General features: G+C 68.5%; 15 protein-coding genes. 8 read left to right on the top strand and 7 right to left on the bottom strand.

Going from position 1 to position 14,626, the window contains the following annotated elements:
• Positions 1-6: 6 nt before the first annotated feature.
• Positions 7-561, bottom strand: a complete 555-nt coding sequence (locus NO360_RS12835) for a DUF2391 domain-containing protein (RefSeq protein ID WP_390281756.1) — start codon at positions 559-561, stop codon at positions 7-9.
• A 209-nt stretch (positions 562-770) separates the two neighbouring features.
• On the bottom strand, positions 771-1,844 hold the full coding sequence (locus NO360_RS12830; RefSeq protein WP_256308202.1) for a type II glyceraldehyde-3-phosphate dehydrogenase: 1,074 nt from the start codon (positions 1,842-1,844) through the stop codon (positions 771-773).
• Positions 1,845-2,047: 203 nt separating this feature from the next.
• On the opposite strand from NO360_RS12830, the gene NO360_RS12825 reads away from it, so the two are divergent.
• Positions 2,048-3,007, top strand: coding sequence for an aminopeptidase (locus NO360_RS12825; RefSeq protein ID WP_256308201.1), 960 nt, complete (start codon positions 2,048-2,050; stop codon positions 3,005-3,007).
• Positions 3,008-3,109: 102 nt separating this feature from the next.
• On the opposite strand, the gene NO360_RS12820 is transcribed toward NO360_RS12825, so the two are convergent.
• Complete coding sequence (locus NO360_RS12820; protein ID WP_256308200.1) at positions 3,110-4,342, bottom strand: outer membrane protein assembly factor BamB family protein; 1,233 nt, start codon at positions 4,340-4,342, stop codon at positions 3,110-3,112.
• Between the two features lie 157 nt (positions 4,343-4,499).
• Here NO360_RS12820 and NO360_RS12815 point away from each other — a divergent pair, with 157 nt between their 5' ends.
• The 5 genes from NO360_RS12815 to NO360_RS12795 all read left to right on the top strand — a co-directional run bounded on the left by NO360_RS12815 (position 4,500) and on the right by NO360_RS12795 (position 8,384).
• Positions 4,500-5,741, top strand: a complete 1,242-nt coding sequence (locus tag NO360_RS12815; protein ID WP_256308199.1) for an outer membrane protein assembly factor BamB family protein — start codon at positions 4,500-4,502, stop codon at positions 5,739-5,741.
• 106 nt (positions 5,742-5,847) lie between these two features.
• Positions 5,848-6,507: an HVO_0476 family zinc finger protein gene (locus NO360_RS12810; protein WP_256308198.1), complete on the top strand. Its 660-nt coding sequence runs from the start codon at positions 5,848-5,850 to the stop codon at positions 6,505-6,507.
• A gap of 58 nt (positions 6,508-6,565) precedes the next feature.
• Complete coding sequence (locus tag NO360_RS12805) at positions 6,566-6,775, top strand: hypothetical protein (RefSeq protein WP_256308197.1); 210 nt, start codon at positions 6,566-6,568, stop codon at positions 6,773-6,775.
• A 73-nt stretch (positions 6,776-6,848) separates the two neighbouring features.
• Positions 6,849-7,487, top strand: a complete 639-nt coding sequence (locus NO360_RS12800; protein ID WP_256308196.1) for a protein-L-isoaspartate(D-aspartate) O-methyltransferase — start codon at positions 6,849-6,851, stop codon at positions 7,485-7,487.
• Between the two features lie 96 nt (positions 7,488-7,583).
• Positions 7,584-8,384 carry a protein-L-isoaspartate O-methyltransferase family protein gene (locus NO360_RS12795; RefSeq protein WP_256308195.1) on the top strand — a complete coding sequence of 267 codons (801 nt, stop codon included), beginning with the start codon at positions 7,584-7,586 and terminating at the stop codon, positions 8,382-8,384.
• Positions 8,385-8,464: 80 nt separating this feature from the next.
• Here the strand turns inward: NO360_RS12795 and NO360_RS12790 are convergent, their stop codons facing one another.
• The 3 genes from NO360_RS12790 to NO360_RS12780 all read right to left on the bottom strand — a co-directional run bounded on the left by NO360_RS12790 (position 8,465) and on the right by NO360_RS12780 (position 11,569).
• Complete coding sequence (locus NO360_RS12790) at positions 8,465-9,280, bottom strand: hypothetical protein (protein WP_345780197.1); 816 nt, start codon at positions 9,278-9,280, stop codon at positions 8,465-8,467.
• A gap of 201 nt (positions 9,281-9,481) precedes the next feature.
• Complete coding sequence (locus NO360_RS12785; protein WP_256308193.1) at positions 9,482-10,588, bottom strand: pyridoxal-phosphate dependent enzyme; 1,107 nt, start codon at positions 10,586-10,588, stop codon at positions 9,482-9,484.
• Between the two features lie 24 nt (positions 10,589-10,612).
• Positions 10,613-11,569, bottom strand: a complete 957-nt coding sequence (locus NO360_RS12780; RefSeq protein ID WP_256308192.1) for a succinylglutamate desuccinylase/aspartoacylase family protein — start codon at positions 11,567-11,569, stop codon at positions 10,613-10,615.
• Between the two features lie 142 nt (positions 11,570-11,711).
• Here NO360_RS12780 and NO360_RS12775 point away from each other — a divergent pair, with 142 nt between their 5' ends.
• The gene (locus NO360_RS12775) at positions 11,712-12,002 is read left to right on the top strand and encodes a DUF7536 family protein (protein ID WP_256308191.1); all 291 of its coding nucleotides are present in this window, start codon (positions 11,712-11,714) and stop codon (positions 12,000-12,002) included.
• A 72-nt stretch (positions 12,003-12,074) separates the two neighbouring features.
• Here NO360_RS12775 and NO360_RS12770 read toward each other — a convergent pair whose 3' ends face one another.
• Positions 12,075-13,301 carry a potassium channel family protein gene (locus NO360_RS12770; protein ID WP_256308190.1) on the bottom strand — a complete coding sequence of 409 codons (1,227 nt, stop codon included), beginning with the start codon at positions 13,299-13,301 and terminating at the stop codon, positions 12,075-12,077.
• A gap of 120 nt (positions 13,302-13,421) precedes the next feature.
• Here NO360_RS12770 and citZ point away from each other — a divergent pair, with 120 nt between their 5' ends.
• Positions 13,422-14,561: a citrate synthase gene (gene citZ, locus NO360_RS12765; protein WP_256308189.1), complete on the top strand. Its 1,140-nt coding sequence runs from the start codon at positions 13,422-13,424 to the stop codon at positions 14,559-14,561.
• Positions 14,562-14,626 lie beyond the last annotated feature (65 nt).

The raw sequence follows: 14,626 nt of genomic DNA, 5'->3' as shown, positions 1-14,626 counted from the left end.
AAACCCTCACGTCCCCGGGAGGATGTCGCCCAGCGCCGCCCCGACGCTCATCGGGACGAACGCGACCACTACCGTCGCGAACGCCAGGGCCGGTTCCGACCACGCGACGCGTCCCCACGCGGTCATCGCGACGACGGCGGTGAGAAACGAGACGCCGAGAACGCCGACCAGCCGCCGGGGAATCACGCCGAAGAACGGATCCTGAACGCGCACGTCCTGTATCTCCGCGACGTAGAGGATCGAGACGACGAGCGCGATCCCGCCGAGGAGCGTCCCGGCGAGCAAGAGCGGCCGGCCTGCGAGGAACGCTCCAACCTCGTTCGTACCCCCCTCGACGAACATCGGAACCCCGAACAGAAACGATCCCAGGAACGCCTCCGCGAGGTCGCTCCGGTCGAAGCCGCGGATGACCCGACCGAACACGGGGGCCTCCGCTGCGGCGGCGACAGCGGCGCGCCGGGCGGTCCGGACCCGCGCTCGCTCCTCCGGGGAGTCGACCGTCTCTGCGAGCGCGTCGAACTCCTCGAGGAGGCGCTGCAGCTCCTCGTCCGACGAATCGATCTCGTGCTCGCCGTCCCCGAGGTCGTCCTCGAATCCGCGCGTCGCCCGACTGTCGCGGTCGGACCGGGCCGACCCGGGATCGGCGGACTGGTCGTCGTCGGTCACGAATCCGCCCACGATGCAGGGACTAATAAATCCGGTCAGTACCTGGAGAATCAGAGAGTCGTGGTCGGTCGGTGGATCGAGACCGCGTAGTCGAGCCGGACTGGTCAGTCGTCCGCGGCCTCGGCGCCGACTCGGTCGGAGTCGTTGAAGCCCGACGGGTCGCCCGCGAGGCCGACTCCGATCGTCCGGTTCGTCCGCTCGATGCTCTCCTCGGCGTCGGCGCTCTCTGTCACCGCGCGGATCGCGTCGACGTTCTCGGGGACGACGTCGGACTCCTGGTGGACCGCCTGGAAGAGATAGAGGTCTCGGCCCTCGGTCGCGATCGACTCGCCCCACAGGCAGTTCTCCCAGAGGTCGCCGCGCGGCCGGCCGGCGTCGAGCGCGAAGTCCTTCAGCTTCCCGGCACCGTCGAGGCCGAGGCCCTCCGGGATGACGTAGATCCGCGACTGGGACTCGAGGAGCTGGCGGACGTGCGCGGCCGTCACGTCGGATTCGAGCGTGACGTTGACCGCGTGGACGTGCATCAGCGTCGCCGGCACCTTCAGCCCCATCGTGTCGATCGACAGGTCGGGGAAGATGGTCTGGACGTCGGGGCCGTGGTGGGAGGGGATCTCGATCGGGTTCGGGAGGATGTCGTTGATCGGTCCGCGGGAGTGCTGGCTCGGGTCGCCGCCGCGTCGGACGAGCGTCGCGCGGACCTTCTCGACGCCGTACTCCTCGTCGAGCGGTGCGACGAGCCGCGAGAGTCCCGTCGTGTTACAGGAGACCACGCGAACGGAGTCCGCTCCCCAGGCGGCGTCGTAGTTCGCCCGGGCGTTGAAACTCACCTGGGCGACGCTCGCGTCCTCGCCGCCCTGGAAGATCGCGGGCGTGTCGTAGGAGGCGTACAGCGATCGGTTCTCCGCGCCGATTCCGGAGGGCGTGGCGTCGACGATCACGTCGGCGTCGGCGACCAGTTCGTCGACGACGCCCGCGGTCTCGATGCCGGCGTCGCCGAAGAGCGGCGCTCGTTCCGGAATCGCCGCGTACATCGAATAGCCGCGCTCGACGGCGGTGTGGGCCTCGAAGTTGGGTTGCGTCTTGGCGACGCCCGCGACTTCCATATCTGGCTGGGCCGCGACGGCGTCGGCGACGCGTTTCCCGATCGTTCCGTAGCCGTTGACACCCACTCGTATCATTAGGGGAATATCCGACGAGCACACGCATAGTTATTTCGGAGCCTAACGGGGAGAAATTAACTCCTCGTCGAGTAACGCGGTCGATTTCCCCGGATCCGAGTACCGGGTGAAGAACCCGTCGGCGTCCCGCGAGAGCGATCGCTCGGCCGTTCGGCCCGACACCGATCCGAACGTCTAACTCCACGGGGTACCCAGACGACGGTATGTCGAACGACGGACTCGCGACCGCCGCGACCACGGCAGTCGAGCAGTGTATGGCGCTCGACGCCGCCGAATCGTGCGTGATCGTCACCGACGACGAGCGGCGACCCATCGGCGAAGCCCTCTACGAGGCCGCCTCGGCGGTCGCAGACGAGACGACGATCCTTCAGTACCCCCCGGGCGACCAGCACGGCGAGGAGCCGCCGGGGCCGGTGGCGGCCGCGATGGCCGAGGCGGACGTGTTCCTCGCGCCGACGACGAAGAGCATCAGTCACACCCGCGCCCGCGGGAACGCCTGCGACGCGGGCGCTCGCGGGGCGACGCTGCCCGGAATCACCGAGGACGTGTTTCTCACGGGGCTCGACGCCGACTACGACGCCATCGCCCAGCACTGCCGGGACGTGCTCGCGCAGGTTTCAGACGCCGACGAGATCCGCGTGACCGCACCTGCGGGGACGGACATCACGTTCGAGCCCGGCGACCGGGAGTGGAACACCGACACAGGCATCGTCCACGACGCCGGGGACTTCTCGAACCTACCCGCGGGCGAGGTGTTCGTCTCGCCGACGAACGCGAACGGGACCTACGTCGTCGACGGGACGATGCGGCCGCACGGCCTGCTCGACGAGGGCGAGGAACTCCGGTTCGAAGTCGAGGACGGCTACGTGACCGAGATATCTGACGACGAGATCCGCGGGCAGGTCGAGGCGGCCGCCGAGGCGGTCGGCCGCGACGCCTACAACCTCGCGGAGTTAGGGATCGGGACCAACGTCGGCGTGACCGACCTCGTCGGGTCGGTTCTCCTAGACGAGAAGGCGGCGGGGACGGTCCACGTCGCCATCGGCGACGACGCGGGGATCGGCGGCGACACCGACGCGCCGCTGCACCTCGACGGGATCATTCGGGAGCCGACCGTGTGGGCGGACGGGGAGGTCGTAGACCTCCCGAATGTCGAGCGGTGAAACCGCGAGACGGCGAGGAAGTAGAGCTTCCTCGGTGAGCGAGCGGGGAGGTCGTAGACCTCCCGAGTGTCGAGCGGTGAAACCGCGAGACGAGAAGGCCCCTCACTCGATCCAGTAGGCGTGGACGTCGCTTCCGCCGAGGAGTAACACGTCGTCGGAGACGGCGATGTCGTCCCCGCCTAGGGGCTTCGTCGAGCGGTGTACGCGCGTCCCGTCGGCTCGGTCGTACGCGGTGATCCCCGTCTCCATATCGCCGACCCACACGTGAGCAGCCGACGCATCGACTGCACCGACGCTCCCCTCGATTCCCACCTCCCACAGGGTCTCTCCGGTCGAGCGGTCGAACACGTACACGGTTCCGGCCTCCGTACCGACGATGACGAGCGAGTTGTCGACGACGGGGCCGACCGTGACGTTGCCCTCGAAGCTCCCCGACCACTCGCGACCGTTGGAACCCAGCGGGTACGCGTGGAGGACAGTCTCGTTCTCCGAGGTCCCGCGGTCGGCCGCAAAGAGCGTGTCACCGTGTATCTGTCCCCAGGTTCTTCCCCAGCCTCTCGCGACGGACCACGACTCGTGGACCTCGGTCAGCGATCCGGTCTCGGGATCGAGCACCTGTACCCCGTCGGACTGCATTCCCACGTACACCTCGCCCGCGTAGGAACCGACGAAATTGACGAACGTGGTCGGCAGCGTCGACTTGTCGGTCCGCCACCGCTCCTCGCCGCTCTCGGCGTCGAGGCCGATGACGAGCGGCTCCTGTTCGCGCGGCGCACCGAAACTGCCCGCGGTGACGACGACGGTGTCGGAAACCCTCGTCGCACCGGTCGAGAAGTTGTGTTTGCCGTCGTCGGGCGCGGCGAAGCTCCACACTTCCTCACCCGTTCCCGTATCGAAGGTGTGAAAGTGACTGCCGAGCGTCTCGTCGACCTCCGTGTCGGGTCTGTAGCCGAAGGTGACGTGGTCGTCGCCGATCGCGAACGCGTCGGCACCGAAGTTGTCCTCGAATCCCTCGTAGGTCACCTCGGCCTCCCAGTTGATGCCGCCGCCGTGGCTCGCAGACGCCGCCCCGTTGTAATCGTTGAAGTAGATCCGCCCGTTCTCTACCCAGGCGAAGTCGATGCCCGGGTCCGCACTCCAGTTCTCCGTCAGCGTCACGTCGCCCGCCGGCTCTCCTTCGGAGGCTCCCCCGTCCCCGCCTGTCGACTGTCCGTCCGTGGACGCGTCTGCTTCGCCGGTCGACGTCGAGCCGTCGTCCGCGCCCGTGAGTCGCAGACAGCCGCTCAATCCACCGATCCCCACCCCGAACGTCGCCAACACCTGACGGCGGTCCATACGACATCCCGTCAGGCGGTTACAATAAAGACTCCCACTCCACTCCGACGAGCCCCGTTCGCTCGCCGACCAGCCGGGCCGCGCAGGTCCGGAACACTGCCGTGCCGCACTCGACGGTTCCTCGTATTTAAGTCAGGACGCCCCAAGGTAGGGACAGATGGCGACAGATCGAACGTGGTCCCGCCGCCGCCTGCTGTCGGGCTGCGCGGGCATCGGAAGCGTCGCGACGGCGGGGTGTCTCCGACTCACCGATAGCTCGGGGCAGACGGAGACGAACGAACAGGGTGGCTCGGGGACGAACCAACAGGGAGGATCGGGAACGACCGAATCGGTAGGGTCGACACCGACGGACGACGGCGAACAGTCCACGGCGTCGGGTCCGGCCTCCGAGATCGAACTCGTCCCGGCCTGGTCGGGATCGAGCAGTGCGGTGACGACCGCTGACGGCGACTTCTTCTTCCGGCCGCGGTTCACCCGCCTCAGGCGAGTCCGCCCCGACGGGACGACCGTCTTCGAGGCCGAGATTGCCGACGGGTACCTCCTCTCGATCAGTCCGACCTTCCGGAACGGCCTGTACGCCGACGGCACCGGCGTGTACGTCGGTGCGAGGGCCCGAGACGAGGTCGATACCGGCGGGAGAGTGTACGCACTCGACCCCGAGAGCGGCGAGGAACGGTGGATGCACGAGGAGTCGGGGGACGGACTGCACGACGAGATCAGCGCGGTGACGGTGACCGACGGGACCGTCGTCTTCGCGAGTCAGGGCAGCGGCAGCGGCGACGAACAGGAACCGCTGGTCGTCGGCCTCGACGCCGAGAGCGGCGAGGAGCGGTGGCGGATCCAGTTCTCGGAGGGGTTCATCCACGCGATCGTCGCCCGCGGTGACCGACTGTTCGTCCAGCAGACGTTCGGGCTGTCGATATACCGGCTCTCGACGCGGGAACTGCTCGAAGAACGACGATTGACGGCGGGTTTCAGCCAGTTCGCCGCCGCCGACGGGACGCTCTTCGTTCCCGGCGAGACGGTCCGCGCGTTGACGCTGCCCGACGGCGACGAGAATTGGTCCGCCCAGACGGGTCGGTCGGTGAACACGGGCGTCGGCGTCGGCGAGACCGGCGTGTTCGTCGGCACCGAGAGCGGGTACGTCCTCGGTTACGACCGGGAGACGGGCGACGAACTGTGGGAGAACCGCGTCGCCGGCGTCGTCGAGCACCCGCCGATCGTCGAGGACGGCCTCGTCTGGATTGCGAGCGAGCGCGGCGACCTCTCGGCCTTCACGGCGGAGGCCGGCGAACTGGTCTACGAGGAGGAGATCGCCTCGGGGTTCGAGTTCACGGTGCAGGACGGGATCCTGAACGACGACGAGCGCGACACCGCCTACGAGATCCGCCGAGGCTGAGCACAGCATCCGCCGCGACTCGCGCCGCGCATCGGCGCACGCCAGCGCCTGCCACGCCGACCCGTGGAAGGGCGGACTTTTACGGCCAGACGGGGTACGAGGCCGTATGAGCACGCCACAGGACCGCATCGCGGTCGAGTGTCCATCCTGTTCGCCCGCCGAACCGACGGTCCACGAGGTACTGAAGGAGGGTGGAGGCCGCCACACCGTCCGGTGCACGGAGTGCGGCCACGTCCACAAGGTCAAGGTCGACTCGGAGACGGAGGTCGAACGCGACGTTGTCGTCTCCCAGGACGACGAGTCGTTCTCGACGACCGTCGACGCGCCGCCGGCCGAGACCGTCGCCGTCGGGGACGAGTTCATCGTCGACAGCGAGGAGGCGATTATGCTCGTCCGGATCACGGGCATCGAAGTCGGCCCCGAGGAGCGGACCGAGGAGGCCAGGATCGAGGACGTCGACACGCTCTGGACGCGCGCCGTCGACAACGTGACGGTGAAGGTGACCGTCAATCCGAAGGAGGGAACGGGCGACCGCGAGGACACGCGGAGTTTCGACCTGCAGCTTCCCGGCGACCACGAGTTCGTCGTCGGCGAGATCGAGTCCTTCGGCGACGAGGAACTCCGCGTCAAGGCGATTCAGGTGCGCGAGGACGCCCCGGAGTACCGCCACGGGAAGTTCGACCACGAGGGCGATATGGTGTACGCGAAGGACGTCAAGCGACTCTACGGGACCGACCAGACGACCTCGGCCTGGTCCGCCTGGTAGCCGGATTCTACGTTTCGGCGGTACACTTACGTCTAGACCGCGAGAAAATAGCTCCGAAGTGACACGAACTGCCGCCTACGCCCTCCTCGTAGCCGCGGGCGCGCTCGCCGCCCCGGTCGCCGTGGCCGGACTCGCCTTCCCCGCGTGGACGTTCCACGCCGTGGGGTTCGTCGGCTTCGTCGCCGCTGTCGCGCTCGTCGTCGCCGCGGGAATGGTGCTCTGCGTCGTCGACCTCACGAGCGCCGTCGAACGGGCACTCGGCCCGTGATCGCGCGGACGAACCGACGGTCCCGTCCCGCTACGGGGAAAGCTTCGACTCGCTGGAGCGCCAACCGTCGCGTGTGAACGGGGAACACGCGAAGGCGCGGCGAGCGCTCGTCGAGCGACTGCGCCGTCGCGGCTACGTCGAGAGCGACCGCGTCGCCGACGCGCTCCGCGGGGTGCCGCGCCACGAGTTCGTTCCCGAGAGGAGCCGCGACCGCGCCTACAGCGACCGCCCGCTCTCGATCGGGAACGACCAGACCGTGAGCGCCCCGCACATGGTCGCGCTGATGAGCGAACTGCTCGATCCCGATCCCGCGGACGACGTGCTGGAGGTCGGGACCGGCTGCGGCTACCACGCGGCGGTGACGGCCGAACTCCTCCCCGCGGGACACGTCTACTCCGTCGAGTACGACGCCGACCTCGCCGCGGCGGCCCGCGAGACGCTCGCCCGACTCGGCTACGACGACCGGGTCTCGGTGCGGGTCGGCGACGGCCGGGAAGGGTGGCCCGACCACGCCCCGTTCGACGGCGCGTACGTCACGTGCGCGGTCCCGTCCGTTCCCGACGCGATCCGGGATCAGCTCCGAGCCGGCGGCCGGATCGTCGCGCCCGTCGGCGACGCTCACCAGGAACTGGTCCTCCTCGAAAAGCGCGCGGACGGCACGTTCGAGCGGAGCGACCACGGGGGCGTCCGCTTCGTTCGGATTCAGGGGTGAACCGTCGAGCGAGGAACGAGCAGTGTCCGGTGCCGCTGCCACCGGTCCGACGGCCGGAGCGTGCAGTTGATTAGGCCGCGCGCCCGAGCGGCACGTATGGAACCCGGGGACCTCCGAGCCGAGATGGTCGACGGCCTCGAGGAGCGGCTGTCGGTCGACGAGGCCGTCGCGCTCGCGATGCGGACGGTCCCCCGCCGGCCGTTCGTCGACGACGCGCCCTACGACGGCCGGGGCGAAGCGCAGGGCACTACGATTCTGGCTCCCGAGATGGTCGCCCGCCTGCTGACGGCGCTCGACGTCGACGCGCGGAACGCCGGTCGCTCCGGCGGATCGGTCGCGGACGCCCCCGAATCGGCGACCGATAGCTCGACCGGCGACGTCCTGATCGTCGGCGCGGGCGTCGGCTACACGGCGGCCATCCTCGCCGAGATGGTGGGCGAGACGCGCGTGCACGCGGTCGACATCGACCGCAGACTCGTCTACGCCGCGCGATCGAACCTCGAATCCGCCGGCTACGGCGGCGTCCTCGTGGACGCTCGCGACGGTGCGCGCGGGCTCTCTGAGTACGCGCCGTTCGACCGAATCCTGGTCGAGGCGGCCGCGATCGACCCCCCGCAGCGACTGGTCGAGCAACTCGCACCCGGGGGAAAACTCGTCCTCCCGCTGGGCGGCCCCGAGCAGTCGCTCGCCGTCGTCGACGACGCCGGCGAGGTCGTCGAGCGGTGCGGGCCGGTGGCGTTCAAACCCCTGCTGGTCGACGGTGAACAGAGCAGCGCGCCCGCCCGCAATCGGACCGAGCGGGAGGAGGCCCAGCGGGCGAGCGAGCCGGGATATTTCGCGAAGACCGGCTGGGAACAGGAGTGGATCGATTGGGACGAGCAGACGGGTCGCCGGTAAGTCGCTTTTCTCCCGCTGTCGGTGTCATCTGAGGCTTGCCACCCCCGGATGGGAATCGTTCAGTACAGCGGGGTCGCTGATCAGATCACGACCTCGGCGTCGGTGAGCAACTCCCGCTTCGCTCGTTTGGCCTCTGGTCCCTCCGCAACGAGGCCGGGTGTCGACGGTTCGTCGTCGAACCGGTCCGGGTCCGGGGAGAGAGACTCCAGTATCTCCTCGAACGTCGGTCCTTGCCTCCCCGTGATATGCACGAACCCCCCGTATCGGCGCTGTTCGAACGGGGTCGTGTCCGGATCCGGGACGGCTTCTCGAATGCAATCGACGTGCTCTCGAAGGTACTCTGCGGCTTTGTGCTGTGAGTACTGGCAGTCGGCGTGAACCTGTTCTCGATCGTGCTCGTTGAGATCGCCCCCGACGTGCGTCGAGGACTCGTATCTGACCCCCTCGGAGCCGAAATCGCCGGTGAGAAAGCTGAGGTTCACAGTGAACGACTCCGGGTACCGCAGGATTAGTAAAAAGAAGATCTGCTCGTCGACCGTGTAGCGTTCCTGTAGGCGGTAATAACACTCCAGGTAGTACGCTGCGAGTGCCCCGATCCAGTCGTCACGCTCGCCGTCGAGATACGCGGTTGCAACATCGTAGTAGTTCTCGCCAGCGACCTGTTGCAAGCGGTGTTCGAAACTCTGTCTCATCTCGTCCAGTTCGTCCTCGTAGACTTCCGTCAACGGCACGTCCGGGTCGTCGAGTAACTTGCTCTTTCGGTCGCCAGCGGCCGCAATTCGCATCATATTCTGATGGAAGGACCGCTCTGCGTCCACATCCGGGAGCGGAATTCGAACCGCCCGTTGGCGCAGAATTTCCGAACCGGATTCTACACGATCGCTCCAATCAGTCACGATACTACGACTGGTGGCCTGGACGATTAACCATTCGAATCATCATCAAACCTCGGAGGGAGGAGAGGTGGATCGATCTTCGAGGAAGTCGAAGCAGTCCCTTCGATTCTCGGGTGTGGTCCACCTCCCGGCTGGTGCGGCCACGAGGCCGTGACGGCACCGGCGTGACGAGATTTCTATACGACACCCTCGTCGGCTCGACTACGTTTTCAGCCCGCTCCCGGTGAGCGCGACCACGACGTCGTCGTCGGGAGCGACGACGCCGCGCTCGCGGTAGACCTCAAGCGCCGCGGGCGCGACGGCGCAGGTGGGTTCGACGTAGAACCCCCGCCGGTGGAGCGCGTCGAGTTCGCGTTCGACCGCCTCGGACGCGAGCGCGACGGCGTCGCCGTCGGTGTCGTCGATCGCGGCCAGGATCTGCGACTTCCGGACCGGTTCGCGGATCTGGATCCCGTCGGCGACGTCGTTGGCCCCGGCGGCCGCCGCCTCGCCGTGTCGTTCCGCGGCGATCGGGGCGGCACCGGCGGCCTGCGCGCCGAGGAGCCGCGGCATCGACTCGATCCACCCGGCGTCGTAGAGGTCGCGGAAGCCGCGGTAGGCGCCGAGAAAGAGCGTCCCGTGGCCGAGCGGCGTCACGACGGCGTCCGGGGCGGTCCAGTCCCGCTGGGCGCAGACCTCGTGGGCGAACGTCGCCGTGCCCGCGAAGAAGGCCGGGTTCCAGGCGTGGGAGGCGTACCACGCGTCGTCGGACTCGACGGCCCGGACGCAAGCGTCGGTGACGTCCTCGCGAGTCCCCGCGATCGGGACGACGGTCGCGCCGGTCCGTTCGATCGCGCGGCGCTTGGCGGGCTTGACGGCGTCGGGAACGTATATCTCGGCGTCGATGCCGGCACGGGCCGCGTAGGTCGCGATGGCCGCGCCCGCGTTGCCCGAGGAGTCCTCGACCACGCGGTCGACGCCCAGTTCGGCGGCGACCGAGAGCGTCACCGTCGCGCCGCGGTCCTTGAACGAGCCCGTCGGGAACACGTACTCCAGTTTGAACGCCGCGTCCCACTCGGGAGCGTCGACGAGCGGCGTCAGGCCCTCGCCGAGCGTGACGCGCGGATCGACCGGGAGGAAGTCCCGAAAGGACCACAGCCCGGCGCGGGTGTCCGCCCACGATGCCGGCGGCTCTCCCGACCGCCCGCCGTGCGCGCACGACGGCGACGCGAAGTCAAGCGGCGCGCCGCAGTCACACTGCCACGTCCACTCGTCGTATGTCTCGTCGCAGGCCGAGCAGGCGAGTTCGAGCGCGGGCGGGAGTGACATCGTTCGGTGAGCCTCGGTGATCGCTCAGTACGTGTCGACGTTGGTCCCGACCGAGCAGACGTACTCGCCGGTCGCGACCTGGGGGAGCCGGCGCGTCCGCCAGAACACCCCGTCGCTGTTGGCGGTCACGCGGGCCTTCAGTTCGCCGAAGGCGTCGGTCACCTCGAAGAGCAGGTCGCCGGCGGACACTCGGTCGCCGAGGTCGACCTCGAACCGGACGAGCCCCCCGCTCGGCGAGCCGTACTGATCGAACCCCTTCGCGCGGGTCTGTCGCGACGTGTTCGTGTCGCCGCCGAGGAAGCCGTACTCCCGGAGAACGTTGAACACGCCCTCGACGCCCTTCCGGATGCTCTCCTCGTCCCAGCCGACGCAGCCGCCGAGTTCGGGATCCACCGTCGGGATGCCCTCGTCGGGGGCCGCACGGGCCAGTTGCCCCTCGGGGCCCTTCTGGTCGAGGACGTACCCGCAGCCGAACGTCTTCGCGAGCTCGAGGCACTCGTCGTGGAGGCGGTGTCGGCGGCCGCAGCGGACGCGGACCTCGTCGATCATCCGCGAGGTTGAACCCTGGTGGAGGTCCAGGACCAGATCCGCGCGCGTCGCGGCGTCGAACGTGGCCGCGGCGATGCGCTCGGAGGAGGTCCCCTTCTCGTCGCCGGGGTACGCGCGGTTCATCTTCGTGTCGTCGATCGGGTTCCGGTGCTCGGCCACCTGGAACGCGTGGTAGTTGACGATGCCCACGACGAGGATCGTCCCCGAAAGCTCCGTGGGATCGAGTTGCGGAACGACGCGACTGATGACGCCGACGCCGTTCAGTTCGTCGCCGTCCGAGGCCGCTTGCAGATAGAGCGTCTGCCCGTCGGTAGTGCCGTTCACGACCGCACAGGGAAGCCCAACCGCCGACCCGTCGCGGGATTCGCCCACTTCCAGACGGCCCGTGTCGGTCTCGCCGGGGGCCGCACTCGCCGTGCCGAGTGTCGTCATTGTCCGACACTCGGAGGGGTCGACCTTTAGGGGTTCGGTCTCCGCCGCTGCCCGTGGTCTACGTTCCGTTCTCACGGCCCGGGACCGACGGCGGTCGCCGCCGACCGACGACGCTTTGCCGACCCCGCTGCAAGGGACGACCGTGAGCGAAGAGGTTCCCGACCGGCCGCCGCAATCGGGGTTGGTCCGCGCGCTGTCCGTCCCGCGAAACGCGACCATCGGCGTCGCCGCCGGCGTCGCGCTGGCGGTCGCCGCCTACCTCGCCCGCGTGTTCGAGATCTTCGGGCCGTTCGCGGGGACGCGCGAGTACCCCGTCCTGGGTCCGGAGGGCTGGTTTCTCGTGCTCGCGTTCGTCCTCGCGACCTCGACGGCGCTGCTCGTCGCCTCGGTGCTGACCGTCGTCGAGGCCGTTCGGCTGGCACGAGACTTGTGACGTCCCCGGCGGGCCGTGCCGCCGCCCCCACGATCGAAGGCCGCTGCCCGTCGAACTGCTACCGTCGAACTGCTACCCGTCGAACTCTTCGGCGTCGCCGACGAGTTCGCTCAGCCGTTCGGCACCCGCTCGCGTCCCCTTCGCGATGATGACGTCGCCGCCGCGGAGTTCGGTCTCCGGCCCTGGCTGGACGACCCACTCCTCGGCGTCCTCGCCGCGGCGGACGGCGATGACGCGCATCCCCGTCTCGGTCTTCACCATCCGTTCGCCGAGCGTGGTGCCCGCGAGTTGCGCGTCGGACGCGACCGAGAGCCGCACGATCACCTCGTCGGACTCCTCGACGGCGGCGGCGACGACCGGGTGAGCGTCGATCCCGCGGTAGATGCCCTCGCTGATCTCGAGGGCGGCGTCGGAGATGACCTCCGTCGCCGACGCCAGGTGGACGAGGCCGCGGAGGCTGACCGGGTCCTCGACGCGGCCCGCCGCGCGGAGGGTCCACGCCTCGAAGCGCGACTGCAGGGCGTCGACCTCTGCCTCCAACTCCTTGACCTCCTCGGCGACGCCCTCGCTGTCGAACAGCACCGCGCCGTAGGCCAGGTCGACGGCGAGTTCGCTCATGTCCTTCATCAGCGTGATCGAGTCGATCGCGCGTTCGAGGTCCTCGATCGGCGGTTCGACCGCCGCCGGCGGCTCGTAGCGAGCCCCCGACGCCGACTCGTAGACCGTCGAGATCCCGTCGCGAGGGCCCCGAAGCAGGAGCGAGTCGTTGGGCCGGAGCTGACTGTCGGGACCGGGGTTCATCAGCCACCGCCGCTTCCCGGTGACGGACTCGCGTCGGATCGCGATGACGCGCACGCCCGTCTCCGTCTCCATATTGACGTCGCGGAGCGTTCGGCCGGCGTAGGGTGAGTCCTCGGCGACGCTCGCGCGGACCAGCACCTCGACGGCCTCGGGGAGGGCGGTGCGGATCGCGTCGGGCATCCCGATGTCCTCGAGGACGATCTTCGCGATGTCGCCGGCGGCGTTCGAGATCTTCTCGGCGGCTCCCATCACGCCGAGGACGGGGGCGAGCTGCTCGGCGTCTTCGGGGCTCCGGGCGGCCATCAGGAGACTCATCCGGCCCTGGAGCTGGAGGATGTCCATCCGCCCTTCGAGTTCCAGCACCTCCCGGGCGATCTCGTCGCTCCCGTTGAGGACGGCCGAGTACGAGAGGTCGATGAGGAGCTCGGCGGTGTCTTTCATCTCCGCGAGCACCTCCTTGACGCTGACCGGTTCGTACTCGACGTCCTGTGGATCCATACCTCGCCGTTCGCGGTGGGGCGCAAAAACGCTTGGTGCTCGCGGCGTCGGTCCGGGGGAATGACTTCCGACACCAGGAAACGGTAACGCTTTTTTCACACGCAAGGGAACTGAATAGGTATGTCAGACGACCTGAAGCGCGGGCTGGAAGGCGTCCTCGTCGCCGAGTCGGAGCTGAGCTACATCGACGGCGACGCCGGAAAACTGGTCTACCGCGGGTATCCGATCGAGGCGCTGGCCCGCGAGGCCTCTTACGAGGAAGTCGTCTATCTCCTCTGGCACGACGAACTCCCGGACGCGGCGGAACTTGCGGATTTCGAGTCGTGGATGGCCGAGCGCCGGACGCTCGCCGACGAGGTGCACTCCGTGGTCCGGAAGCTCGCGGAGGCCGACGAGGTCCCGATGGCCGCGCTCCGGACTATCGTCTCGACGCTGTCGGCGTACGACGCCGACGCCGACCATCAGGACGTGACCGACCTCGACGCGAACCTCCGGAAGGCGTGCCGGATCACCGCGAAGGTCCCGACCGCCCTCGCCGCGTTTCAGCGCATCCGTCAGGGCGACGATCCCGTCGAACCCCGGGCGGATCTCGACCACGCGGAGAACTTCCTCTACATGCTCAACGACGAGGTACCCGACGACGTCCTCGCTGAGACCTTCGATATGGCGCTCGTCCTCCACGCCGACCACGGCCTGAACGCCTCGACGTTCTCGGCGATGGTGACCGCCTCGACGCTTTCTGACCTCCACAGCGCGGTCACCTCGGCCGTCGGCACGCTCGCCGGATCGCTCCACGGCGGCGCGAACGCCAACGTGATGCGGATGCTGAAGGAGGTCGACGAAAGCGACGTCGGTCCCACCGAGTGGGTCGAGAACGCGCTCGCGGAGGGCCGCCGCGTCCCCGGGTTCGGTCACCGGGTCTACAACGTCAAGGACCCCCGCGCGAAGATCCTCGGCGAGAAGTCGAAGTCGCTGGCGGAGGCCGCCGGCGACACCAAGTGGTACGACTACTCCGTCGCCATCGAGGAGTACATCACCGAGGAGAAAGGCCTCGCGCCCAACGTCGACTTCTACTCGGCGTCGACGTACTACCAGATGGGCATTCCGATCGACATCTATACGCCGATCTTCGCGATGTCCCGGGTCGCCGGCTGGATCGCCCACATCCTCGAACAGTACGAGGACAACCGCCTGATCCGCCCGCGGGCGCGCTACGTCGGCCCCGAGGACCTGACCTTCCCCGAGCTCGACGACCGGTAGGTGGACTCCCCGCCGATTTCGGGCGGTTTCTCGTTCTGTACTGAGCATCGATTGTCCCGCTAGGC

Source organism: Halobellus litoreus, from assembly GCF_024464595.1.
GTDB classification, from domain to species: domain Archaea; phylum Halobacteriota; class Halobacteria; order Halobacteriales; family Haloferacaceae; genus Haloquadratum; species Haloquadratum litoreum.
Note: the sequence above shows the minus strand (reverse complement) of the source record. Positions and strands in the feature narration are given on the sequence as shown.

Excerpts from the sequence above, each read along its gene's own strand:
- NO360_RS12830 (WP_256308202.1), bottom strand. The coding sequence starts at position 1,844 with ATGATACGAGTGGGTGTCAACGGCTACGGAACGATCGGGAAACGCGTC.
- NO360_RS12825 (WP_256308201.1), top strand. The coding sequence starts at position 2,048 with ATGTCGAACGACGGACTCGCGACCGCCGCGACCACGGCAGTCGAGCAG.
- NO360_RS12820 (WP_256308200.1), bottom strand. The coding sequence starts at position 4,342 with ATGGACCGCCGTCAGGTGTTGGCGACGTTCGGGGTGGGGATCGGTGGA.
- NO360_RS12815 (WP_256308199.1), top strand. The coding sequence starts at position 4,500 with ATGGCGACAGATCGAACGTGGTCCCGCCGCCGCCTGCTGTCGGGCTGC.
- NO360_RS12810 (WP_256308198.1), top strand. The coding sequence starts at position 5,848 with ATGAGCACGCCACAGGACCGCATCGCGGTCGAGTGTCCATCCTGTTCG.
- NO360_RS12795 (WP_256308195.1), top strand. The coding sequence starts at position 7,584 with ATGGAACCCGGGGACCTCCGAGCCGAGATGGTCGACGGCCTCGAGGAG.
- NO360_RS12785 (WP_256308193.1), bottom strand. The coding sequence starts at position 10,588 with ATGTCACTCCCGCCCGCGCTCGAACTCGCCTGCTCGGCCTGCGACGAG.
- NO360_RS12780 (WP_256308192.1), bottom strand. The coding sequence starts at position 11,569 with ATGACGACACTCGGCACGGCGAGTGCGGCCCCCGGCGAGACCGACACG.
- NO360_RS12770 (WP_256308190.1), bottom strand. The coding sequence starts at position 13,301 with ATGGATCCACAGGACGTCGAGTACGAACCGGTCAGCGTCAAGGAGGTG.
- citZ (WP_256308189.1), top strand. The coding sequence starts at position 13,422 with ATGTCAGACGACCTGAAGCGCGGGCTGGAAGGCGTCCTCGTCGCCGAG.